This is a genomic window from Flexivirga aerilata, assembly GCF_013002715.1.
GTDB lineage: Bacteria > Actinomycetota > Actinomycetes > Actinomycetales > Dermatophilaceae > Flexivirga > Flexivirga aerilata.
Genome location: NZ_JABENB010000003.1, coordinates 342,417 through 366,270, shown reverse-complemented (window position 1 = coordinate 366,270; position 23,854 = coordinate 342,417). Strand labels below are relative to the sequence as shown.

Below are 23,854 nucleotides of genomic sequence, written 5' to 3'. Positions count from 1 at the left end.
TGGGAGGCATGACGCCGCAGGACTCCGCCCCGACCGAAGAGCACCCGTCCGCCGAGGACGAGGTGGTGCGCATCTGCCAGGACCTGATCGCCTTCGACACCAGCAACTACGGCGACGGCAGCGGGCCGGGCGAGCGCAAGGCCGCCGAATACGTCATGGGCGAGCTGACCGAGGTCGGCCTCGACCCGGTGCTGCTCGAGAGCGAGCCTGGCCGGGCGTCGGTGCTGGTGCGCATCGAGGGCGCGGACTCCGAGCGCGGCGGCCTCGCCGTGCACGGACACCTCGACGTCGTGCCGGCGAACGCCGAGGACTGGCAGGTCGATCCGTTCGGCGCCGAGATCAAGGACGGCTGCGTCTGGGGCCGCGGCGCGGTCGACATGAAGGACATGGACGCGATGATCCTGGCCTGTGTGCGCGAGCTGGCCCGCAGCGGCCGCAAGCCGCCGCGCGACCTGGTGATCGGCTTCCTCGCGGACGAGGAAGCCGGGGGAGTCAAGGGCAGCCACTGGCTGGTCGACCACCACGCCGACCAGTTCGAGGGCGTCACCGAGGCGATCAGCGAGGTGGGCGGCTACTCGGTCACCTTCGACGGCAAGCAGGGCCCGCAGCGCGCCTACCTGCTGCAGACCGCCGAGAAGGGCATCGCCTGGCTGCGGCTGCGGGCGCACGGACGCGCCGGGCACGGTTCGGTGCCCAACGACGACAACGCCGTGGTGCACCTCGCCCAGGCGATCGCCCGCATCAACCAGCACGTCTGGCCGCGCGAATACATCGCGTCGGTGCGCCAGCTGCTCGACGGGCTGAGCGACCTGACCGGTGCGTCATACACCGACGACGACCTGGGTGCGTTGCTGCAAAACCTCGGTGGCGCAAAGGGATTCGTCGAAGGGACGCTGCGTGACACGTCCAACTTCACGATGCTCGACGCCGGCTACAAACACAACGTGATCCCGCAGTCGGCCAGCGCCTCGCTCGACTGCCGCTTCCTGCCGGGTCACGAGGACGACCTCATGGCCACCATCCGCGAGCTCGCCGGCGAGCACGTCGACGTCGAGGTGGTGCACCGCGACATCGCGCTCGACGCACCGTTCGACGCGCCGCTGGTGGAGAAGATGAAGTCCGCACTGCTCGCCGAGGACCCGGGCGCCGCCGTGCTGCCCTACTGCCTGTCCGGCGGCACCGACAACAAGGCGCTCAAGCGGCTCGGCATCACCGGTTACGGCTTCGCGCCGCTGCAACTGCCGGCCGACCTCGACTTCGCCCCGATGTTCCACGGCATCGACGAGCGGGTGCCGCTGGACTCACTGCGCTTCGGCGCGCGGGTGCTCGGGAAGTTCCTCGCCGACTGCTGAGCTGAGCAGTCGTGACCTAGGCGGTCCGGCGCACCCGGATGATCCGGCGGCGCAGCCACACCCGGCGCGCTCCGCCGAGGTAGAGACGGGTCCGGGCGAGCTCCCAGTGGCCGTACTCGGCGTGGTCGGCGAGGACCTGGCGCACGTCCGCGCGACTGGTTTCGCGCGGGAAGGTCAGCACCCGGAACTCGTACTCGGTCATCACGCCGCATTATTCATGACCACACCGACGGCCCGTGCCGCGACACCCCAGGACACCTTCCACGGCGATGCTCTATCTCATGCCGCCGATATGCCGCTACGGTCGTGGCTATGACCGCTGACCCGCGTGCCACGCTGACCGCCCTGGTAGGTGCCTTCGAACGGCATTTGGAGGCTGCCGCCTCCCGACGCGGCGAGAACGACCCCACCGTGGTCGCGGCCTACCGGGACCTGGCCGACGCGTTCGAGAACTACGACGACGCCCTCATGGACACCTACGGCGAGGTGACCCCGCTCGAGGTCTACAGCGGCGACGACGACTTCGAGGACGACGAGGACGACGACCTCGAGCCGGACCTGCTCGACGACGACCTCAACGACGACGACCTCGACGATGACGACGAAGAGGACGACGGCCGCTACGTCGGCCTCTCCGGCGACGACACCGACGACCTCGAATACGAGGACACCCGCAAGTAGCGGTCGACCGCTAGGGAGCCGAGACGTCGTCCAGCGCCTGCGCGATCTGCGCGGGCAGCTCGACGTCACCGGCGGCGAGCAGGGTGCGCAACTGCGAGCGGTTGCGGGCACCGACGATCAGTGAGCTGATCCCCGGACGCTGCCGCGCCCACGCCAGCGCGACCTGCGCGGCCGGCACCCCGAGGCCGTCCGCTGCGGTCGCCACGGCATCGACCACCGCATCGCTGTTGCCGCCGAGCCGGCGCGCCGCCCACCCGGAGTGTTTGCCGGTGGCAGCACGCGAGTCGGCGGGTACGCCGCGGCGATACTTCCCGGTCAGCACCCCGCCGCCGAGTGGCGCCCAGGCGAGCAGGCCGGCCCCGGCATACGACGCCGCAGGGAGCACCTCCTGCTCGGCATAACGCTCGAGGAGGCTGTACTCGATTTCACCTGCTACCAACGGGATTCGTGCATCGCGCAGCAGGTCGGCTGCAGCGACCAGCTGCCAGCCGCCGTAGTTGGAGACTCCGACGTAGCGGGCCCGGCCCGACGTGACGGCAAACTCCAGCGCCGACATCGTCTCCTCGAGCGGCGTCTCGTCCGACCAGGTGTGCACCAGCCAGAGGTCGAGATGGTCCGTGCGCAGCCGGCGCAGCGACGCCTCCAGCTGGTCGAGCAGCGTGCCGCGCGAGGTGTCGACGACACGCGAGCCGGTGGTGCGGGAGATGCCGGCCTTGCCGATCAGCACACACTCGTCGCGGGCGCCACCGTCCAGCAGGTCGCCGAGCAGCTCCTCGGACGCGCCGTCGGCATAGCCGTATGCCGTGTCGATCGTCGTCCCGCCGGCGTCCCGGAAGTCGCTCAGCGTCTCCTCCGCATGCTGCGGGTCGACGACGTCGCCCCACCCCATCGTGCCGAGTGTCAGCGCGCTGACGCGCAGCCCGGACCTGCCCACTGTCGACGAATGCACCCGCCAACCGTAGTGGTCGCGGTCACCCCGGACCGGGCGGCCGGGTAGCGTTTCGGATCATGAAGCTCGGCATCAACCTCGGCTACTGGGGGACCACCGGCACCGACGACCTCGCCGCGATGAAGGCGAGCGCCACCGCCGCTGACCAATCCGGTTACGACGTGGCCTGGTTGGCCGAGGCCTACGGCTCCGACGTGCCGTCGCTCGCGGCATACCTCAGTGCCCACACCACCAACCTCGACTGGGGCTCGGCGATCCTGCAGATCCCGGCCCGCACCCCGGCGATGACCGCGATGACCGCCGCCACCCTCGACAAGATCACCGGCGGTCGATTCCGGCTCGGCCTCGGCGTGTCCGGACCGCAGGTGAGCGAGGGCTGGCACGGCGTGCGCTTCGACGACCCGCTCGGCCGGACCCGCGAATACGTCGACATCATCCGACTGGCCTTCGACCGCAAGAACGTCGAATACCACGGCAAACACTTCGAATTGCCGCTGCCGGACGGCCCGGGCAAGTCGCTGCGGCTGCTCCTGCTGCCCGAGCGCGCTCAGGTGCCCATCTACCTCGCCGCCATCGGCCCGAAGAACATGGAGCTCACCGGCGAGATCGCCGATGGGTGGCTCGGCATCTTCGTCAGTCCCGACCACCTGCCGGAGCAGCTGGCCCAGCTGCGCACCGGCCGGGCGAAGGCCGGCCACGAGGACGGCTCGCTCGACGGCTTCGACGTCGCGGCCAGCGCGGGGCTGAGCATCGCCGACGACCTCGACACCGCCGCCGACCGGCTGCGCGCCAACGCCGCCCTCTATGTCGGTGGCATGGGTTCGCGCAAGAAGAACTTCTACAACGCGCTCGCCCGGCGCATGGGTTTCGAGCAGGCCGCGCAGCAGGTGCAGGACCTCTACCTGGACCGCAAGCACCGCGACGCCGCCGCCGCGGTGCCGCGCGACTTCATCGACCAGACCTCCCTCGTCGGCCCGCGCGAGCACCTGGCCGACCGGCTGCACGCGTATGCCGAGGCCGGCGTCACCACGCTGAACGTCTCGCCATACGGCGACACCCTGGAGGACCGCATCGCGAGCGTGCGCACCCTGGCGGAGGTCGCACGCGCCGAGGGGCTCGGGTAGCCGATGCCGACGGTTCTGCTCGTGCGGCACGGCCGCACCACCGCCAACACCTCCGGCGTGCTCGCGGGGTGGACGCCCGGCATCGGTCTGGACGAGACCGGTCGGGAGCAGGTGCAGCGGCTCGGCGACCACCTCGCCGGCCTGCCGATCGTGCGGGTCGTGAGCTCCCCGCTGCAGCGCTGCCAGGAGACCGCCGCGGCGATCCTCGCCGCCCGCGACGGCGGTGAGGTGGTCACCGACGACCGGCTCGGCGAGTGCCGCTACGGCGGGTGGACCGGCGGCAAGATCAGCGACCTCACCAAGGACCCGCTCTGGCGCACCGTGCAGGACCACCCGTCCGCGGTCACCTTCCCGCCGTCGGACACCTTCGAGCACGAGTCGCTGCGGGAGATGTCCGCCCGCGCGGTCGCCGCCGTGCGCGACACCGACGCCGCCATCGGGGCCGAGCACGGGGAGCGGGCGCTGTGGGTGGCCGTGTCGCACGGCGACGTCATCAAGGCGGTGCTCGCCGACGCGCTCGGCACGGGGCTGGACGCCTTCCAGCGCATCGTCGCCGGACCCGCTTCGGTCAGCGTCGTGCAGTACACCGCACGGCGGCCCTTCGTGCTGCGGCTCAACGACAATCTCGGGCAGCTGCGTGATCTGGTCACTGCCCCGCCCGCGAGCGGCGACGCAACCCCCGGTGGAGTCACCGGAAACGACGCGGAGGATTAGGCTCGGGGGCATGCCGACGATCGAATTCGACCACCCCGACCGGTTCGTCGCGGGCACCGTCGGTCCGCCCGGTGGCCGGACGTTCTTCCTGCAGGCCGTGCAGGGACGCCGCGTCGTGTCCGTGTCGCTGGAGAAGGAGCAGGTTGCCGTGCTCGCCGAGCGGGTCAACGACCTGCTCGACGAACTCTCGGCCACCGACGACCTGCCCGCCGCCGCCCAGGACAACGACCCGCTGAGCACGCCGATCGAGGACGAATTCCGGGTGAGCACACTGAGTTTGGCGTGGGAGCCCGAGCGTCAGGTGCTGATCATCGAGGCCCACGACCGCGAGGTCGAGCTCGAACCGACCGAGGACGGTCAGGACCTGCGCGAGATCGTCGGACCCGACGCCTCCCTCATGCGAGTCATGCTGGACCCGGCCCAAGCACGCGAGTTCGCCCGTCGCGGCCTGGCATCGGTCGCCGACGGGCGGCCCCCGTGCCCCTTCTGCGGCGGCCCGCTGGACCCGACCGGACACATCTGCCCCCGTGCCAACGGATACAAGCGCTGAGCGCGTCCGGCAGCTGCTCGAGCGCGGCGAGCTGGAGGTCGAGGGGCAGCTGACCGATGCCTCCAACGTGGCACTGCGGGTCTGGGTGTCGCTGGACGACGATCGGATTCCCGCTGTTTACAAGCCTGTTCGCGGCGAGCGGCCGCTCTGGGACTTCCCGGACGGCACCCTCGCGGGCCGGGAGGTGGCGTCCTACCTGATCGCCGAGGCCGGCGGCTGGGACTGCATCCCGGTGACCGCTCTGCGGCAGGACGGGCCGCTCGGGCCGGGGTCGGTGCAGCAGTGGGTCGGCGCCCTGGACGAGCGCGACGACCCGGACCTGTTGCGGATCGACCCGCCCACCGCCGTGCCCGACGGCTACCGGCCGGTGCTCGGCGTCCGTGACGAGGCCGACAGCCCGCTGGTCGTGTCGCACGCGGCCAGCGACGCACTGCGCGCGGTGGCATTGCTCGACGTGGTGCTCAACAACGCCGACCGCAAGGGGAGCGCGCTGATCGTCGACGACGGGCGGTTGTACGCCGTGGACCACGGTCTGACGCTGCACGCGGAGGACAAGCTGCGGACGGTGCTGTGGGGATTCGCCGGCGACGACTTCGAGGCCGGTGACCTCGACCGGTTGAAGCGGTTGCACGACGTCCTGGAGGGGCCGTTCGGGGCGCAGCTGTCTGCCGTCATACAGCCCGATGAGGTGGAGGCACTGCAGGCGAGGGTCGAATCCCTAATCCGCACAGGGCGATTCCCGGCTCCGCCCGAGCATCGGCATCCGCTGCCCTGGCCGCTCTGGTAGCCCCGATATCCTGGCCGGCGTGACGATCGCTCCCTGGCCCGCGCCGGATCTGCCTCAGTTGCACGGGAAAGGTGACGGCCTGGCGCTCTGGCGCCGGGACTCCTCGGCCCCCGTGCCCGTGCAGGTCGACGACGTCGCACGGCTCTATGTGTGCGGCATCACCCCGTATGACGCAACGCACCTGGGCCACGCGGCAACCTACGTGACCTTCGACCTCGCGGCCCGCGTCCTGCGCGACGCCGGTCACGGGGTCCGCTACGTGCAGAACGTCACCGACATCGACGACCCGCTGCTGGAGCGAGCCGCCCGCGACGGCGTCGACTGGCGGGACCTCGCGACCAGCGAGATCGAGCTCTTCCACGACGACATGAGCGCCCTGCGGGTGCTGCCGCCGGATCACTACGTGAGTGTCGTGGAGACGATGGACAAGCACGTGGCGACGATCACCGGCCTGGTCGAGAAGGGCGTCACCTACTCGGTGCCGACCCCTGACGCGGTGCACGCGGGGGCGGAGGACGTCTACCTCGACCTGTCGACGCAGCGGTCGTTCGGCGAGGTCAGCGGCTGGGACCGCGGCGAGATGTTCGAGGTGTTCGCCGAGCGCGGGGGAGACCCGGACACGCCGGGCAAGCGCGACCCGCTCGACCCGTTGCTCTGGCGCGTCGAGCGCGACGGCGAACCCGCCTGGGAGGGCGGGGTGCTCGGCCGTGGCCGTCCCGGCTGGCACGTGGAGTGCACTACGATCGCCCTCGACCACCTCGGGATGGGCTTTGAGCTGCAGGGCGGCGGCACCGACCTGATCTTCCCCCATCACGAGATGTCCGCGGTGCAGGCCGTGGCGCTCACCGACGACCCGCCGTTCGCGCGCAGCTTCGCCCACCAGGCGATGGTCGGCTACGACGGCGAGAAGATGAGCAAGTCCAAGGGCAACCTGGTGCGCGTCTCGCAGCTGCGCAAGGACGGCGTCGACCCGATGGTGATCCGGACCGTGCTGCTCGCGCAGCACTACCGCACCCCGTGGGAGTACACCCCGCAGCTGCTCGCCGACGCGACCACGCGCTGGCAGACCTGGTGCGACGCGCTGAAGACGCGCGGCGACGACGGCGCCGCCGAGCTCATCGCCGGCATCCGCGCCGCGCTCTCGAACGATCTCGACAGCCCCCGCGCCGTCGCGCTCGTCGACGAGTGGGCCGCGCGACCGGGCAACGGCCAGCCCAGCCCGCAGGTCGCCGACGCGCTCGACGCGCTGCTGGGGTTGCGGGCCTGACGCGCTGGGGCGGTCGGAGCGTGCAGAAGTCGCGACGGTTGCGGCGTACGCACGCTCATCGCGCCGGGAGCGTGCAGAAGTCGCGACGGTCGCGGCATACGCACGCTCATCGCGCCGGGAGCGTGCAGAAGTCGCGACGGTCGCGGGCTGCGCACGCACGCGAAGCCCGCGGCTCTGCCGCCGCCCGCCCTCAGTCGTCGGTCTCGCGGCGCCGCAGATACTTCTCGAACTCCCGGGCGATGGCGTCGCCGCTGGCCTCGGGGAGTTCGGTGGTGTCCTGGGCTTCCTCCAGCGAATGCACGTAGTCGGCCACCTCGTCGTCGGAGGCGGCGAGTTCGTCGACCCCGTGCTCCCAGGCGCGCGCCTGGTCGGGCAGGTCCGCGTGCCCGATGAGCGCGTCGAGCAACTCCTCGAGGCGGGTCAGCAGCGCGAGGGTGGCCTTGGGCGACGGACTGCCGCCGGCGTAGTGCGGCACGGCCGCCCAGCAGGACAACGTCGGCAGTTCCGCGCGGTGCGCCGCGTCGGTGACGACGCCGACGATCCCGGTCGGCCCCTCATAGCGGCTCGGTTCCACGTCGTAGCGCTGCCGGGTCTCCTCGTCCTCGGACGTGACGGTGACCGGGATCGGCCGGGTGTGCGGCACGTCGGCGAGCAGGCCGCCGAGGGTGATGATCATCCCGACGTCGTACTCGCCGGCGAACTCGACGAGCTCGCGAGTGAAGGACAGCCACTTCATCGACGGCTCGATGCCCTGCACGAGCAGCACGTCACGGTCGAGCGGGGTGTCCCGCGCGAGGAAGATCTTGGTGGTCGGCCAGGTGATCTCACGGTTGCCCGCGTCACCGGACACCCGCGGCCGGTTGACCTGGAAGTCGTAGTAGATCTCGGGGTCAAGCGCGGCGATGGGCGAGGCGTCCCAGGTCTCGATCAGGTGGGCGACGGTCGCCGACGCGGTCTCGCCGGCGTCGTTCCAGCCCTCGAACGCGGCGATCATGATCGGGTCGCGCAGCTCCGGCACGTCCTCGAACTCGATCACCTTCGCACGCTCCTTGCTCCAGACCGACGGATCCCGACCAGCTTAGGGAATGCAACCCCGCTCCTGCCGCAGGTATGCCGCAGGCCGCGCGCCGACCGGCCCGCCTGACTGCTGCAACCCCCGACCGGGTGGCTAAAATCGAGCCACCTGCGCCCATCTTCCCCGAAGGGAACCCCACAGTGAGCAGCCGCTCCGACCTTGCGCGCGCCAGTGCAGCGCAGCGCGACGAGTCCCTGATTCGTCCCGACCAGACCGACCAGCTGACCGCCGCCATGCAGCAGCGGGTGCTGTTGCTCGACGGCTCGATGGGTGTCTTCATCCAGCGCCACAAGCTGTCGGAGGAGGAGTTCCGCGGGGAGCGGTTCGCCGACTGGGACCAGGACGTCAAGGGCAACAACGACCTGTTGTCGATCACCCGCCCGGAGCTGATCCGGTCGATCCATGACGACTATCTCGCCGGCGGCGCGGACATCATCGAGACCAACACCTTCAGCGCGCAGCGCATCTCGATGGCCGACTACGGCATGGAGGACTTGAGCTACGAGCTCAACCTGGAGTCGGCCAAGCTCGCCCGCGCGGCGTGCGACGCGGTCTCCACACCGGAGCGCCCGCGCTATGTCGCCGGCGCGCTCGGCCCGACCAACCGCACCGCGTCGATCTCCCCGGACGTCAACGACCCGGGCGCGCGCAACACCTCCTTCGAGGAGCTCGTGGACGCCTACCTCGAGCAGGCGGGCGGCCTGGTCGACGGCGGCGCCGACCTGCTGCTGATCGAGACGATCTTCGACACGCTCAACGCCAAGGCCGCTGTCTTCGCGCTCGAGACACTCTTCGAGGAGCGGGGCCGTCGCTGGCCGGTCTTCATCTCCGGCACGATCACCGACGCGTCCGGCCGCACCCTGTCGGGTCAGGTCACCGAGGCGTTCTGGAACAGCGTGCGGCACGCCAAGCCGCTCGCCGTCGGCTTCAACTGTGCGCTCGGCGCTGCCGACATGCGCCCCTATGTCGCCGAACTCTCCCGGGTCGCAGACTGTTTCACCTTCTGCTACCCCAACGCCGGTCTGCCCAACGCGTTCGGCGAGTATGACGAAACGGCCGAGCAGATGGCAGAGATCGTCGCAGGGTTCGCCGCCGACGGGCTCGTCAACGTGCTCGGCGGTTGCTGCGGCACCACCCCGGACCACATCGCCGCCATCGGCGCACGCGTCGGCGACACCACGCCCCGGGTGCCCCCGCAGGTCGCTCCGGCGTTGCGGCTGTCCGGTCTCGAACCGCTCAACGTCACCCCCGACTCGCTCTTCGTCAACGTCGGCGAACGCACCAACATCACCGGGTCCGCGCGCTTCCGCAAGCTGATCAAGGAGGGCGACTACCCCACCGCCCTCAATGTCGCCCGCCAGCAGGTGGAGGCCGGCGCCCAGGTCATCGACGTCAACATGGACGAGGGGATGATCGACGGCATCGCGGCGATGGACCGCTTCTGCAAGCTGGTCGCCTCCGAGCCGGACATCTCGCAGGTGCCGATGATGATCGACTCCTCCAAGTGGGAGGTCATCGAGGCCGGATTGCGTTGTGTCCAGGGCAAATCCATCGTCAACTCGATCTCCATGAAGGAGGGCGTCGAGGCGTTCGTCGAGCGGGCCCGGCTGTGCCGCAAGTATGGCGCGGCGATCGTCGTGATGGCCTTCGACGAGGAGGGGCAGGCCGACACGCTGGAGCGCCGCAAGGAGATCTGCGGCACGGCATACAAGATCCTCACCGAGGAGGTCGGCTTCCCGGCTGAGGACATCATCTTCGACCCCAACATCTTCGCGGTCGCCACGGGCATTGAGGAGCACGCAAACTACGGCGTCGACTTCATCGAGGGCACCCGCTGGATCAAGGAAAACCTCCCGGGCGCCCTGGTGTCGGGCGGCGTCTCCAATGTCTCGTTCAGCTTCCGCGGCAACAACCCGGTGCGTGAGGCGATCCACGCGGTGTTCCTCTACCACGCGGTCAAGGCCGGGATGGACATGGGCATCGTCAACGCGGGCGCCCTGGTGGTCTACGACGAGATCGACCCCGAGCTGCGTGACCGCATCGAGGACGTCATCCTCAACCGGCGTGAGGACGCCACCGAGCGGCTGCTCGAGATCGCCGAGCAGCACAACAAGGCGGCCGACAAGGTCGACGACGGATCTGCGACCGAGTGGCGCAATCAGCCTGTGCGCGAACGCATTACACACGCCCTTGTCAAGGGCATCGACGAGTTCATCGTGGACGACACCGAGCAGATGCGGGTGGAGCTCGCCGAGGCGGGGGAGCGTCCGCTCGCGGTGATCGAGGGCCCGCTGATGGACGGCATGGGGGTGGTCGGTGACCTGTTCGGCGCCGGCAAGATGTTCCTGCCGCAGGTGGTCAAGTCGGCCCGGGTGATGAAAAAGGCTGTCGCACATCTGATTCCGTACATCGAGGCCGAGCGCAAGCCCGGCGACGCCGCACACTCCAACGGCAAGATCGTGATGGCCACGGTCAAGGGCGACGTGCACGACATCGGCAAGAACATCGTCGGCGTGGTGCTGCAGTGCAACAACTACGATGTCGTCGACCTCGGCGTGATGGTGCCCGGCCAGAAGATCATCGACGCGGCGAAGGCCGAAAACGCAGACATCATCGGCCTTTCCGGCCTCATCACGCCGTCGCTCGACGAGATGGTGGGTTTCGCCGAGGAGATGGAGCGGCAGGGCTTCGACATCCCGCTCCTCATCGGCGGCGCGACCACGTCGCGGGCCCACACCGCGGTGAAAGTGACCCCGAAATATCACGGCCCGGTCGTGTGGGTGAAGGACGCGTCCCGGTCGGTGCCGACCGCGGCCGCGCTGCTCTCCGACGAGCGCCGGCCGAAGTTCATGGCCGAGGTCGACGCCGACTACGAGTCGATCCGCAAGCGGCATGCCGCCAAAACCAATGAGCGGCCGTTGATTTCGTATGACGACGCGGTCGCGGCGCGCACGCCCATCGACTGGCAGGACTACCAGCCGCCGCGCCCGCGTTTCCTGCTGCAGCAGGCGAAGGACGTGTGCGAGGGGCCCGAGTGCGACCACCCGATGGGGCACGTCTCGTCATACACGCGGACGTTCAAGGACTATCCGCTGGAGACGCTACGCGAATACATCGACTGGCAGCCGTTCTTCAACGCCTGGGAGATGAAGGGCCGCTACCCCGACATCCTCAATAACCCGGCGAGCGGCGAGGCAGCCCGCAAGTTGTGGGACGACGCGCAGGCGATGCTCGACCGGGTGATCGAGGAGCACTGGCTGTCCGCGAACGGCGTCGTCGGCTTCTTCCCGGCCGCGTCGGTCGGCGACGACATCGAGGTCTACACCGACGAGACCCGCTCGACGGTGCGCACCGTGCTGCACCACCTGCGGCAGCAGGGCCAGCACCGCGAGGGCGTGCCCAACCGGTCACTGGCCGACTTCGTCGCGCCGAAGGACAGCGGATTGCGCGACTACATCGGCGGATTCGCGGTCACCGCCGGGCTCGGCGCCCAGGACCACATCAAGCGCTTCAAGGAGGAGCTCGACGACTACAGCGCGATCCTGCTGGAGTCGCTGGCCGACCGCCTTGCCGAGGCGTTCGCCGAGCGGATGCACGCCGTGGTGCGCCACGAGCTGTGGGGTTACGCACCCGACGAGCACCTCGACAACGAAGAGCTGATCGCCGAGAAGTACCGCGGCATCCGGCCGGCACCGGGCTACCCGGCCTGCCCGGACCACACCGAGAAGGTAACGCTGTTCGACCTGCTCGACGCCACGCAGCAGACCGGCATCGAGCTCACCGAGTCGATGGCGATGTGGCCCGGCGCGGCGGTCAGCGGCTGGTACTTCTCGCACCCGCAGTCGCAGTACTTCGTCGTCGGGCGGCTCGGGCCGGACCAGGTGCGGTCGTATGCCGACCGCAAGGGCTGGGACCTCAAGACCGCGGAGCGCTGGCTGGCGCCCAACCTGGGTTACGAAACGGAGGACTGACATCACCACCAGGACACTGCCCGCGGCCGTGCTGTGGGACATGGACGGCACCCTTGTCGACACCGAGCCGCTCTGGATCGCCGCGGAGAAGGGCCTGGTCGCGTCGTACGGAGGCACCTGGGACGACGACATGGCCCACCAGCTCGTCGGCAACCCGTTGCTGGTCTCCGCGCAGATCATCCGCGACAACAGCCCGGTGACGCTGGCGCCGGAGCAGATCGTCGACTACCTCCTGGCGCGGGTCATCGAGCAGATGCGCCAGCACCTGCCGTGGCGCCCCGGCGCGGAGCAGTTGCTGAAAGCCTGTGTGGCAGAAGGCATCCCGAACGCCCTGGTGACGATGTCCTACCGGTCGTTCGCCGACGTCCTCATCGACGCGCTGCCGGCCGGGACCTTCTCCGCGGCCGTGACCGGCGACCGGGTCACTCACGGCAAACCCGACCCGGAGGCCTACTCGACGGCCGTCCGTGAGCTCGGTGTCGACGCGGCGGTCTGCGTCGCGATCGAGGACTCGATCCCGGGCGTCCACGCGGCGGTGGCCGCCGGGGTGCCGACGATCGCGGTGCCGCACATCGTGCAGGTGCCGCCGGTCGACGGCGCGGTGCAGGTGCACTCGTTGGACGGCCTCACCCCGGGCGACCTGGTGGCAGTCACCGCCAACGCGCGCTAGCCCGTCGGCGGGCGGCGCGCCAAGCCGGCATCTCGCAGACGGCACCTCCCACACGCGCACCGAGCAAACGCGCACCGCAAGAAGAGCGGACAACCAAGGAGGGCCGATGCACCTCCGGTGCACCGGCCCTCCGTGGTCCTACTGGCGGATTCGCGACTACTCGGTCATCCGGCGCCGCAACATGCCGGCACCGGCGACGACCACGCCGAAGGCGACCATGCCGAGGCCGATGACGCCGGCGTCGTTACCGCCGCCACCCTGCGGTCCGTCGGTCACCACCGGGGGACCGGTGGTCGGTGACGTGGGTCCGGTCGGGGGAGCGGTCGGTCCTGTGGTCGGGCTGGTCGGCCCGGTCGGTGACGTCGGGCTCGTGGGACCGGTGGTCGGTGACGTCGGTCCGGTCGGGCTGGTCGGCTCAGTCGGCGATGTCGGTCCGGTCGGGCTGGTCGGCTCGGTCGGTGACGTCGGTCCGGTCGGGCTCGTGGGCTCGGTCGGTGACGTCGGTCCGGTCGGGCTCGTGGGCTCAGTCGGTGACGTCGGTCCGGTCGGGCTGGTCGGCTCGGTCGGTGATGTCGGTCCGGTCGGGCTGGTCGGCTCGGTCGGCGATGTCGGGCTGGTCGGGCTGGTCGGCTCGGTCGGTGACGTCGGTCCGGTCGGTGACGTCGGTGTCGTGTCCTCACAGTCGACCCGGAAGACCTTGCTCTTGGCCTTCTCCTCGGGCTCGGTGCCGAACTTGCCGTAGACCGTCACGTAGTACTGGCCGGCCGGGACGGTGTAACCGTCGGTCTCGCCGTTCGGGTCGGCGTTGAGGTAGACCGACTCGGAGTAGCCGTCGGCACCGGCCGGCGGCATCGGGATCGTCAGCACGGCCTCGCCACCCGGCTGGGTGGTGAACACCGCGGTGAAGCCCTCCTGGCTCGGGTCCTGGTTGAAGTACTCCAGGTTGAATTCGCACACCTTCGGGTCGTTGCTCTCGGTGTGATCGGGCGTGTCGAGTTCGTGGATCTTGACAGTGGAATTATTGCCCGGAGGGGCGGCCGACGCGGCACCGGCGGTGCCGATCGCGATCGCCGTACCCGCTGCAAAGAACGCCGCCCCCGCGCCGACGATCAGGTTGTTCCGTTTTCTTGCACGGCTTGCCATTGCTCATCCTCTTCCCCACGCAGCGCACCGGTAGTGCGCGGCTTCCGCAGGACAGAGTGCCAGAGATTGAACGGGTGTATGGCGTGGTTCCATACATTCGACTAAACGTCGGATTTATACGCGACGGTAATTGAAATACTGCAGACCCGCCGGAAAGTAATCCTTTATGGGTAGCCGGTCGGCGTCGAGCGGTCAGGCGTCGTCGCCCTCGGCGGGCGACGTGCCTCCCGCGCGCACCGGGTCGAGGGCGAGCTCGATCGCATGCTCCGGCAGGGGAGGCGGTGTGCCGCCGAACTCCGGGCACCGCGACCGGTGGTCGCACCAGTCGCACAACCGGCTGCGTCGTGGCCGCCAGTCGCCGGTGCGGGCGGCTCGCTCGATGGCCGCCCAGAGTGCCTTGATCTTGCGCTCGGTCGCGAGCAGGTCGGACTCGTCGGGCTCGTAACGGACGAGCTCGCCATTGCCGAGATAGACCAGCTGCAGCATGCGCGGCACCACTCCACGGGTGCGCCAGAGCACCAGCGCGTAGAACTTCATCTGGAAGAGCGCCTTCGCCTCGAACAGCTCCGACGGCGAGCGACCGGTCTTGTAGTCGACGACCCGCAGCAGTCCACCGGGCGCCTCGTCGAGACGATCGACGTAGCCGCGCAGGGTGAGACCGTCGACCTCCGCCTCGACGTAGAGCTCGCGCTCGGCGGGCTCGAGCCGGGTCGGGTCTTCGAGGGTGAACCAGCGCTCCAGCAGCGAGGTCGCCTCGGCGAACCATTGCGTGCGCTCCGCCGGGTCGTCGCCGAGCAGGCCGGCCAGCTCCGGCTCGCGCTCCAGCAGCTGCTGCCACTGCGGGTCCAGCAGCCGGGTCGCGGCCTCGATGGTCCGCTCGGCCGCCGGGGCGTCGAAGAGGCGCTCGAGCACCGCGTGCACGAGCGTGCCCCTTGCTGCGGCGGCGGACGGCTCCTCCGGGATGCGGTCGACCACCCGGAAGCGGTAGAGCAGCGGACACTGCATGAAGTCGCCGGCGCGGCTGGGGGACAGGGCTGCCCGCAGCTGACGGGGCCGGCCGTCGTTCTGCCCCTGATCGGACTGGACGCCGGACTGGGCGTGGTCCGACTGCACGGGGTGGTCGTGCTGCGCGGCCTGCGTCATACCGGCAAACGTAACCCGGCCCACCGACAGCGCCGCGCGCGCTGCCTGGTTGTCGAGTAGCCGGATGAGCGCAGCGGGGGAGGCGAAGAGTTGGTGGTCGAGTAGCCGGAGGAGCGCAGCGGGGGAGGCGTATCGAGACCACCCGACCCACGCGAGCTGCCGGGCTGATCTCGATACGCGGCTCGTTCCTCGCCGCTACTCGATCAGCAAGGCCCCCGCTCGTTCCTCGCCGCTACTCGATCAGCGGTGGCCGGTGCCCGCTCGTTAGGCTGAGGCAATGAGGACGAGCGGCGCCCCGGGCTGGTTGTTCGGGACGCTGCGCGGCACCCCGATCTACATCGGTCGGACCTGGCCGATCATCGGGCTGATCATCGTGGTCACCTTCGGCCCGCAGATCGAGCACAGCTATCCCGACCTCGGCGCGCAGGCCTATTTCGTGGCGCTGCTCTACGCGCTGCTCCTGCTGCTGTCGGTGCTGGCCCACGAGGCGGCGCACGCACTCGTCGGGCAGTGGCGCGGCTACCGGGTGCGGCAGATCGTGGCCGACCTCTGGGGCGGCCACACGGCATACGACACCGACGACACCTCGCCGCTGTCGAGTGCTCTGGTCGCGGTCGTCGGCCCGCTCGCCAACGGCGTGCTGGCGCTCCTCGGCTGGGGCCTGCTCGGCGTGGTCGACGGCGACATCCCGCGGCTGCTGCTCTTCGCGTTCGTCATCTCCAACACCTTCGTGGCGGCCTTCAACCTGCTGCCGGGCATGCCGCTCGACGGCGGCTTCCTTGTCGACGCGCTGGTATGGCGCATCACCGGTTCGCGCTCGGCGGGACTGGTGGTCGCGGGCTGGTGCGGCCGGGCGGTCGCGGTGCTGGTCGTGCTGTGGGCGGTGGGCTGGCCGCTGCTGCGCGGTGGCCAGCCGGACACCTTTTACGTGCTGTGGTCGGTGCTGATCGCCGGCTTCCTCTGGATGGGCGCGAGCAATGCGATCGCCCGCGGCCGCTCCAGCCGGCTGTTCGCCCGGGTGCGGGTGCGCGACGTGCTGCGGCCGGTCGCGCTGGTGCCCGGCGACGCCGCGCTCGCCCAGCTGCCGCCGGGGGTCGACCTCGCGGTGGTCGATCCGCGGGGTGCGGCGTGGGGCTTCATCCCCGCCGCGCAGGTTGCGCAGGTGCCGGTGACCACACCCGCGACCATCACCGCGCAGTCCCTCGCGCAGGTGCAGCCGGCCGGCTGGGTCGCCCGGGTCGACTCACCGGATGCGGACGTGACCGAGCTGGTGCGAGCCGCGCAGGAAGCGGCTCCCGGCATACACCAGCTGCTCGTGGTGGCGGGCGACCAGCCGATCGGACTGGTGTCGATCGAGCAGCTCGGCAACGCACTCGGTGCGGCCGAACGGCGCGGGTCGGCGCAGCCGGAGAAGCATTAGACTCGCCCCTCGTGACTTCTTCGCCTGAGCCCACCGGGGCTGCCGCCCGACGCGGGCCGTTCGTCGCCGGCGAACGCGTGCAGCTGACCGACGCCAAGGGGCGCATGCACACCCTCACGCTGACGCCCGGCAAGCAGTTCCACACCCACCGCGGGCATCTCGTGCACGACGACCTCATCGGGTTGCCGGACGGCAGCACGATCACCAACACCGCCGGCACCGAATACCTCGCGATGCGGCCGCTGCTGTCCGACTACGTGATGTCGATGCCGCGCGGCGCGGCCGTGGTCTACCCCAAGGACTCCGGCCAGATCGTGGCGATGGCCGACATCTTCCCCGGCGCCCGCGTCGTCGAGGCCGGCGTCGGCTCCGGCGCGCTGTCGATGTCGCTCCTGCGCGCTGTCGGCGACCACGGCAGCCTGCACTCGATCGAGCGCCGGGCCGACTTCGCCGAGATCGCGCAGGCCAACGTGCGGGCGTTCTTCGCCGGCGACCACCCGGCGTGGCAGGTGAGCGTGGGCGACTTCGTCGAGGTGCTGCCGCAGATCGCCGAGCCCGGCTCGGTCGACCGGGTGGTGCTCGACATGCTCGCGCCGTGGGAATGCCTGGACGCCGCGGCGGACGCGCTGGCGCCCGGCGGCGTCCTCATCGCGTATGTCGCAACCGCCACTCAGCTCTCGCGCGTCGCCGAGGCGGCCCGCGCGCACGGCGGTTACACCGAGCCGCAGGCGTGGGAGTCGATCGTGCGCGGCTGGCATCTCGAGGGTCTCGCGGTGCGCCCGCAGCACCGCATGCACGGGCACACCGGCTTCCTGGTCTCCACCCGCCGGCTCGCGCCGGGGGTCACCCCGCCGCTGCGCAAACGTCGCCCGGCCAAGGGCACGTACGGCGAGGACGGTGCGTCGCATGCTGAGACGGGCGCACCGGATGTGACCAACGACACAGTCGATTGGACGCCCGAGGATCTGGGCGAACGCCCGGTGTCGGAGCGCAAGATCCGCAAATTGCGCAGGTCCGCGAGCGAGCCGCCGCCCGAGTGACCAGGTTCGCGAGTTAGGGTCGGGTGGCATCACTCGCAAGCACCACTGGTGCTTCTGCGCGAAGGAGGCCGACGTGAACGACCAGCCCCAGCAGCCCGGCACGCCCGAGGAAGGCGCCGAGAGCCTGCAGCGCGAGGTGCGCGACCTGCGCAACCGGCTCGGTGGCACCGGCCCGGGTCGTGGCACGCCGCGCGAACTCGCCGACCAGGTGCGCCAGTTGCAGGCATCGGTCGGGACGCTCTCCGCCCAGAACGAGCGACTCGTGCGCACCCTCAAGGAAGCCCGCGAGCAGATCGTCAACCTCAAGGGTGAGGTCGACCGCCTCGCGCAGCCGCCTGCGTCATACGGCATCGTCATCGAGACGTATGACGACGCGACCGCCGACATCCTGTCCAGCGGCCGGAAGATGCGGGTCGCGGTCAGCCCCTCGATCGAGCCCGACGACATGCAGCCCGGCCGCGAGGTCATGCTCAACGAGGCGCTCAATGTCGTGGCCGCCGTTGGTTTCGAGCAGGTCGGCGAACTCGTCCAGGCCAAGGAACTGCTCGGCACGGACCGGGTGCTCGTGGTCGCGCACGCCGACGAGGAACGGGTCTGCCGGCTCGCCGCCTCGCTGGAGGGCGAGCCGATCCGGGCCGGCGACTCACTGCTGCTCGACACCCGCAGTGGTTTCGTCTTCGAGCGCATCCCGAAGGCCGAGGTCGCCGACCTCGTGCTGGAGGAGGTGCCCAACATCCACTACGAGGACATCGGCGGGCTCGCCGGCCAGATCGAGCAGATCCGGGACGCGGTCGAACTGCCCTACCTGCACGCCGATCTCTTCCGCGAGCACGCGTTGCGGCCGCCGAAGGGTGTGCTGCTCTACGGTCCTCCCGGATGCGGAAAGACGTTGATCGCCAAGGCGGTTGCCGCAAACCTGGCGCGCAAGGTCGCCGAGAAGACCGGGCGCGGCGAGACCGCCTACTTCCTCAACATCAAGGGCCCGGAGCTGCTCAACAAGTATGTCGGGGAGACCGAGCGGCACATCCGGCTGATCTTCCAGCGGGCCCGGGAGAAGTCGTCCGAGGGCACGCCCGTCGTGGTGTTCTTCGACGAGATGGAGTCACTCTTCCGCACCCGCGGGTCGGGCGTCTCCTCCGACGTGGAGACCACGATCGTGCCGCAGCTGCTGGCCGAGATCGACGGTGTCGAGCGGCTGGAGAACGTCATCGTGATCGGCGCCTCCAACCGTGAGGACATGATCGACCCGGCGATCCTGCGGCCCGGGCGGCTCGACGTGAAGATCAAGATCGAGCGCCCCGACGCCGAGAGCGCGCGCGACATCTTCTCCAAGTACCTCGTGCCGACCCTCCCGCTGCACGCGGACGACGTCGCGGAGAACAACGGCTCGCTCGAGGACACCGTGGCCGCGATGATCCAGGCGACCGTCGAGCGGATGTACACCGAGATCGACGAGAACAAGTTCCTGGAGGTCACCTACGCCAGCGGCGACAAGGAGGTCCTCTACTTCAAGGACTTCAACTCCGGGGCGATGATCCAGAACATCGTCGACCGCGCCAAGAAGATGGCGATCAAGGAGCAGCTGACCACCGGTCAGAAGGGCATCCGGGTCGAGCACCTGCTGCGGTCGTGCGTGGACGAGTTCAAGGAGAACGAAGACCTGCCCAACACCACCAACCCCGACGACTGGGCGCGGATCTCCGGCAAGAAGGGCGAACGGATCGTCTACATCCGCACGCTCATCGACGGCAAGGACGGCGCCGAACCGGGTCGCTCGATCGACTCGATCAAGGGCACCGGGCAATACCTGTGATCCGCCCGTAATCGCCTGTCGTTCAAGCAGTTTCGCGCCGGAGCCGGCGGACCGCGATGGTCCGCCGGCTCCGGCGCTTCTGCTGCGCGAGGCGCAGCGCCGAATCACCGTCTTGGACTGGGAATGGTCTCGGCGCCGTTGGTCGGATGCCGCTGGAGGTCCGCGGGCCGGCGGGTGCGCACGGGCGGCGTAGGTGCCCAGACCGCAATCGCTCCGAGACCGCTGACGAGGGCGCCGAGTCGGAACAGGGTAGCCATCCCGAACTGGTCGACGGTGAGGCTGGCAACGATGGCGCCGACGACCTGGCCCACGGTGATCGTTGCGAACAGGAGAGCAGTTCCGGCGCCGACGGCGTGCGGCCACGACTGCCGGGCCAACTCGATCGTCAGACCACACAACATGACGTAGATGGCGCCGAAGATGGCCCCGAGAATGATGGCGGTTGTGATGCCCGCTGCCTGTGGCAGGAGCGCGATGCTGGCCGCCAGGAGAACAGAGCAGAGGCACCAGGACAGCCGGGTGCCTGCAAACGCCGACAGATCGCCTGAGACCGAACCGATGATCCCGGCGACTCCGATCATGGCCCAGAACCACAACGATGCGGCGTCGGTGAGGCCGGCGCTGGTTTCGGCCAGGCTTCGACCGTAGGTCCAGAAGACTGAGCTGCCGGCGCCCATCAACACGGTGAGGAGCACGGGCAGAGCTAGGTCGCGGCGCGGGCCCGGCTCCTCCGACGCCGCCACCGCTTGCGGATCGCCGCCCTCGGCGGGGGAGGCGCGAAGCAGCGTCGAGGTGGCGACCAGGGCGAATATCGCTGCAACGAAGAACATCGTGCGCCATCCGCCCGGAAGCGCAATCAAGACGGTCGCGACCGCTACGCCCGTGCCGGTGCCGGCATTGGCGACGGCTTGGGATCGCTGCTCCCCGGAAACTGGGATGTCGCGAGCCAAGCGGTAGGCCACCGCACCGGACGCGAACCCAGCCGCAGCACCCCCGACAGCGATCGAGAGCAGGAACGCGATGGATGTCGTGGCGGTCGCGGCTCCTACACATCCGAGTGTTGCGCATGCCATCGCAGCAAGCAGGCTCAGGCGCCATCGATCGCGCCGCAGCATCGAGCCGCTGAGGAAACAGGCGAGCACGTAGGTAGCGAAGCTCAGCGAGGAAGCCGTGGCGATCTGAGCGGTCGTGACCACACCTTCTTCGGTAACGCGAGGTGCGGACAAGCCCAGGCCGAATCGGGCCATGCCGTAGTAGGTCGCGACGATCGCGGTGGCGGCACCGAGCTCGCGACGCTGCCGGGAACTCAGTGTGCGCGCAGACACCAGTGGTCGGCTCCTTCCTCACGAGTAAGGACCGTCTCGAAGCGTCGCCACAACCACAGCCAGGCGGACGTGAGTCGGTCGGTCTGCGGCCAGCCTCGTCAAGACCACCTCGCCACAACGCCGGTTCCATGCCAACCTTCAATAGATTTGAGCCATGCGACAGAAGGTTGCGGTGCTACTACAGCCTGGCTCGACGATGTTCGAGACAGGGATCCCCGGTGAAGCCCTCGGTTACGACTGGGGCGAGGGCGCGTTGTACGACGTCCAGGTCCACGCCGAGACCGCCGTGGCCCTCGCTGGCGGCGTGGTCGTCCAGCCCACTGCGCCGCTCGACGAAGCGGTCGAGGCGCATACGCTCATCGTGCCCAGCACCGGGGACTTGACCGGCCCGTTCGATCCGCAGGTGCTGGAACTGCTGCGCCTGGCTCACGCGCGGGGAAAACGGGTGGTCTCAATCTGCACCGGCGCGTTCGTCTTGGCCGCAGCCGGCCTGCTTGCCCACCGCAGCGCGACCACGCACTGGCGCCGCTGCGGGTTGCTTCGAAGCATGTACCCGGACACCCTTGTCCTCCCGGACAAGCTGTATGTCGACGACGGCGTCATCACCGGTGCCGGATCCACCGCAGGCATCGATCTCTGCCTCTACCTCATACGCCAGGACCACGGGATCTCAGCCGCCAACGCTGTGGCGCGCCGGCTGGTGGTCAGTGCCTACCGAGACGGCGGTCAGGCACAGTTCGCTGGCCCGGAACCGTTGCACTCCGACGCCGACTGGCTCGCGAATCTGTCGGCGTGGGTACACGACCGAATCGAAGTATCCATCGGCGTCAAAGACCTCGCGAGGGCGGCAGGGATGTCCACCCGCACACTCAACCGACGATTCGAGAACGAAGTCGGAGCTTCCCCCGGGCGCTGGCTGAACGGCCTCCGGACGGACCACGCACGCCGGCTCCTGGAGTCCACGGCCATACCCGTGGACGTGATCTCCGCACGGTGCGGCTACGCGTCCGCAACTACCTTCCGTGCTGCATTTCGGCGCGTCGTGGGAAGCAGCCCGAGTCACTACCGCCGCGAGCGGCGGCACTCACCGGCCGCAGGCCCGGCCTAGCGGTAACCGACGTTCGAGGGCTCGTCCCCATGGACACCGCGGCCTCGCAGAGTGCGGCCAGTCGACCGCGTCCTGCGAGGCCGCCCGAGGTCACTTGACGTTGACGGCGCTCCAGGCCTTGCCGACCGCGGTGTATTGCGCGGAGGTCGCGCCATACAGGTCCTTGGCGGCGTTGAGAGTGGCGGTGCGGGCACCGGCGTAGTTGGTGCTGCTGGTCATGTAGACCGTCAACGCCCGGTACCAGATCTGCTGGGCATCACTGCGGCCGATCCCAGCCACGCTGCTGCCGTCACAGGTCGGGGAGTTGTGCGCGACACCGTTGATCGTCTTGGCACCCGACCCCTCGGCCAGCAGGTAGTAGAAGTGGTTACCCACCCCCGACGAGTAATGCACATTCAGGCTGCCCACGCTCGAGGTCCAGCAGTTGGCGCTCTTGCCGTCGGCGGCCGGGTTGTCCATCCGCCGCAGACCCTTACCGGTCTTGTCGAACATCTCCCCGATCAGGTAGTCACCGGTGTCCTTGGCATTGGCCGAGAAGAACTCCACCATCGTGCCGAAGATGTCACTGGTCGACTCGTTCAAACCACCCGACTCCCCGCTGTAGGTCAGGTTCGCCGAGTTCTCCGTCACCCCGTGACTCATCTCGTGCCCGGCCACGTCCAACGACGTCAACGGCCCGTAGTTCGCACCATCCCCATCGCCATACGTCATCTTCGTGCCGTCCCAGAACGCATTCACATAGTTCCGCCCGTAATGGACCCGGTTGAAGGACCCCTTGCCGGTGTTGAAGATCCCGTTACGGCCGAAGTTGGTCTTGTAGTAATCCCACGTCTCGTCCGTGCCGAACTGCGCATCCACACCCGCAGACTCCCGACTCGACATCGTGCCATTGCCGAAGCTGGTGTCCGGACCGGAGAAGACCGGACCCGAGGCACAGAAGATGCCGAGCAGGGGACAGACGACGGCCACATCCGTGCCGTTGCGGACATCGACCGTGTAGGTGTTGCCGCGGGTCGGGTCCTTCATCAGGTAGTTGCCACCACTCTGGGTCAACTCCAGCGGCACCGTCCCGCCATACAACGAATTGCCCTGCCCACCCACGGTCATCACCCGCTCCTCCGAGCGAATCACCGCACCGGTCTTCGCATCGGTGTAGACCAGCTTCCGACTCGGCGTCCCATCCGCCTGCACACCGGTGACCGTCTGTTGCCAGGCGAGACGCGGCTTCGCCGTCGCGTCCACCACCAGGGTCGCCTTGCTCGCCGAACGCGACTGTGCCGGAGCGGATTTCGCCGCTTTCACGTCGAGCGAGAGCGGCTTGGTGAGCGTCCGTGAGAGCGACACCTGCCCGCGCTTGGTGCGGTGGATCACCGTGTCACCGCCGATCACCGGCAGCCCCTTGTAGGACTGCGCCACCCGCACGTGCGTGGTGCCCGTGCTGTCCAGCAGCGCCGACTTCTTGGTGAGTTTCTGGTCGGCCGACAGGCCGTAGCGGCCACGGTCGGAGGTCACCGCGCCCACCGCGCCGTCGGTCTGGGCAGTGTCGAGCCGCACGGCGGTGGTCGACCGCACCCGGCCGGAGTCGGCACCCGGTGCGGCGAACGCGCCGCTGCTGGTCGCGGTGGCAACGGCGACGGTCGCCCCGGTGAAGGCAAGCAGGAGAGAGGCGTGACGGGCTTTTCTCATGACGGGGGATTCCCTTCGTATGCCCCGAGTTGGGCG

General features: G+C 69.3%; 20 protein-coding genes. 13 read left to right on the top strand and 7 right to left on the bottom strand.

The genetic code is table 11. From position 1 onward, the window contains the following. Positions 1-8: 8 nt before the first annotated feature. Entirely contained in the window at positions 9-1,352 is a 1,344-nt protein-coding gene (locus HJ588_RS17315; protein WP_171157942.1) for a M20/M25/M40 family metallo-hydrolase, read from the top strand. Positions 1,353-1,368: 16 nt separating this feature from the next. Here HJ588_RS17315 and HJ588_RS17310 read toward each other — a convergent pair whose 3' ends face one another. Continuing rightward, positions 1,369-1,554, bottom strand: a complete 186-nt coding sequence (locus HJ588_RS17310; protein ID WP_171157940.1) for a DUF5703 family protein — start codon at positions 1,552-1,554, stop codon at positions 1,369-1,371. Between the two features lie 110 nt (positions 1,555-1,664). On the opposite strand from HJ588_RS17310, the gene HJ588_RS17305 reads away from it, so the two are divergent. Beyond that, positions 1,665-2,033 carry a hypothetical protein gene (locus HJ588_RS17305; RefSeq protein WP_171157938.1) on the top strand — a complete coding sequence of 123 codons (369 nt, stop codon included), beginning with the start codon at positions 1,665-1,667 and terminating at the stop codon, positions 2,031-2,033. A 10-nt stretch (positions 2,034-2,043) separates the two neighbouring features. Here HJ588_RS17305 and HJ588_RS17300 read toward each other — a convergent pair whose 3' ends face one another. Further along, complete coding sequence (locus tag HJ588_RS17300) at positions 2,044-2,982, bottom strand: aldo/keto reductase (RefSeq protein ID WP_343036778.1); 939 nt, start codon at positions 2,980-2,982, stop codon at positions 2,044-2,046. A 59-nt stretch (positions 2,983-3,041) separates the two neighbouring features. Between HJ588_RS17300 and HJ588_RS17295 the strand changes: the two genes are divergently transcribed. From HJ588_RS17295 to mshC, 5 genes are read left to right on the top strand one after another with little or no spacing between them, the layout of a single operon-like run. Next, on the top strand, positions 3,042-4,106 hold the full coding sequence (locus HJ588_RS17295) for an LLM class F420-dependent oxidoreductase (RefSeq protein ID WP_171157936.1): 1,065 nt from the start codon (positions 3,042-3,044) through the stop codon (positions 4,104-4,106). A 3-nt stretch (positions 4,107-4,109) separates the two neighbouring features. Continuing rightward, positions 4,110-4,820, top strand: coding sequence for an MSMEG_4193 family putative phosphomutase (locus tag HJ588_RS17290; RefSeq protein ID WP_171157934.1), 711 nt, complete (start codon positions 4,110-4,112; stop codon positions 4,818-4,820). Between the two features lie 10 nt (positions 4,821-4,830). Continuing rightward, on the top strand, positions 4,831-5,370 hold the full coding sequence (locus tag HJ588_RS17285) for a DUF3090 domain-containing protein (RefSeq protein WP_171157932.1): 540 nt from the start codon (positions 4,831-4,833) through the stop codon (positions 5,368-5,370). Further along, complete coding sequence (locus HJ588_RS17280) at positions 5,348-6,157, top strand: SCO1664 family protein (protein WP_171157930.1); 810 nt, start codon at positions 5,348-5,350, stop codon at positions 6,155-6,157. Before HJ588_RS17285 ends, HJ588_RS17280 begins: the two co-directional genes overlap by 23 nt. Positions 6,158-6,182: 25 nt before the next feature. Next, positions 6,183-7,424, top strand: a complete 1,242-nt coding sequence (gene mshC / locus HJ588_RS17275; protein ID WP_171158565.1) for a cysteine--1-D-myo-inosityl 2-amino-2-deoxy-alpha-D-glucopyranoside ligase — start codon at positions 6,183-6,185, stop codon at positions 7,422-7,424. A gap of 190 nt (positions 7,425-7,614) precedes the next feature. Here mshC and HJ588_RS17270 read toward each other — a convergent pair whose 3' ends face one another. Next, entirely contained in the window at positions 7,615-8,460 is an 846-nt protein-coding gene (locus HJ588_RS17270; RefSeq protein ID WP_171157928.1) for a PAC2 family protein, read from the bottom strand. Between the two features lie 179 nt (positions 8,461-8,639). Here HJ588_RS17270 and metH point away from each other — a divergent pair, with 179 nt between their 5' ends. After that, positions 8,640-12,470: a methionine synthase gene (gene metH / locus HJ588_RS17265; protein ID WP_425483561.1), complete on the top strand. Its 3,831-nt coding sequence runs from the start codon at positions 8,640-8,642 to the stop codon at positions 12,468-12,470. A gap of 28 nt (positions 12,471-12,498) precedes the next feature. Further along, positions 12,499-13,140, top strand: coding sequence for an HAD family hydrolase (locus tag HJ588_RS17260; protein ID WP_343036777.1), 642 nt, complete (start codon positions 12,499-12,501; stop codon positions 13,138-13,140). Positions 13,141-13,296: 156 nt separating this feature from the next. On the opposite strand, the gene HJ588_RS19105 is transcribed toward HJ588_RS17260, so the two are convergent. Together HJ588_RS19105 and HJ588_RS17250 are read right to left on the bottom strand one after the other, a co-directional pair. After that, positions 13,297-14,283, bottom strand: coding sequence for a hypothetical protein (locus HJ588_RS19105; protein ID WP_212756121.1), 987 nt, complete (start codon positions 14,281-14,283; stop codon positions 13,297-13,299). 192 nt (positions 14,284-14,475) lie between these two features. After that, positions 14,476-15,327: a RecB family exonuclease gene (locus HJ588_RS17250; protein WP_281358942.1), complete on the bottom strand. Its 852-nt coding sequence runs from the start codon at positions 15,325-15,327 to the stop codon at positions 14,476-14,478. A gap of 376 nt (positions 15,328-15,703) precedes the next feature. Here HJ588_RS17250 and HJ588_RS19640 point away from each other — a divergent pair, with 376 nt between their 5' ends. From HJ588_RS19640 to arc, 3 genes are all read left to right on the top strand, one after another. Continuing rightward, on the top strand, positions 15,704-16,846 hold the full coding sequence (locus HJ588_RS19640) for a site-2 protease family protein (RefSeq protein WP_246242743.1): 1,143 nt from the start codon (positions 15,704-15,706) through the stop codon (positions 16,844-16,846). Between the two features lie 11 nt (positions 16,847-16,857). After that, the gene (locus tag HJ588_RS19635) at positions 16,858-17,886 is read left to right on the top strand and encodes a tRNA (adenine-N1)-methyltransferase (RefSeq protein WP_343036776.1); all 1,029 of its coding nucleotides are present in this window, start codon (positions 16,858-16,860) and stop codon (positions 17,884-17,886) included. A gap of 73 nt (positions 17,887-17,959) precedes the next feature. Beyond that, complete coding sequence (gene arc / locus HJ588_RS17240) at positions 17,960-19,699, top strand: proteasome ATPase (protein WP_171157919.1); 1,740 nt, start codon at positions 17,960-17,962, stop codon at positions 19,697-19,699. A 104-nt stretch (positions 19,700-19,803) separates the two neighbouring features. Here the strand turns inward: arc and HJ588_RS17235 are convergent, their stop codons facing one another. Beyond that, the gene (locus HJ588_RS17235; protein WP_171157917.1) at positions 19,804-21,024 is read right to left on the bottom strand and encodes an MFS transporter; all 1,221 of its coding nucleotides are present in this window, start codon (positions 21,022-21,024) and stop codon (positions 19,804-19,806) included. A gap of 154 nt (positions 21,025-21,178) precedes the next feature. Here HJ588_RS17235 and HJ588_RS17230 point away from each other — a divergent pair, with 154 nt between their 5' ends. Continuing rightward, positions 21,179-22,132: a GlxA family transcriptional regulator gene (locus tag HJ588_RS17230; protein WP_171157914.1), complete on the top strand. Its 954-nt coding sequence runs from the start codon at positions 21,179-21,181 to the stop codon at positions 22,130-22,132. A 90-nt stretch (positions 22,133-22,222) separates the two neighbouring features. On the opposite strand, the gene HJ588_RS17225 is transcribed toward HJ588_RS17230, so the two are convergent. After that, the gene (locus tag HJ588_RS17225; protein WP_171157912.1) at positions 22,223-23,818 is read right to left on the bottom strand and encodes a M4 family metallopeptidase; all 1,596 of its coding nucleotides are present in this window, start codon (positions 23,816-23,818) and stop codon (positions 22,223-22,225) included. Positions 23,819-23,854: the final 36 nt, after the last annotated feature.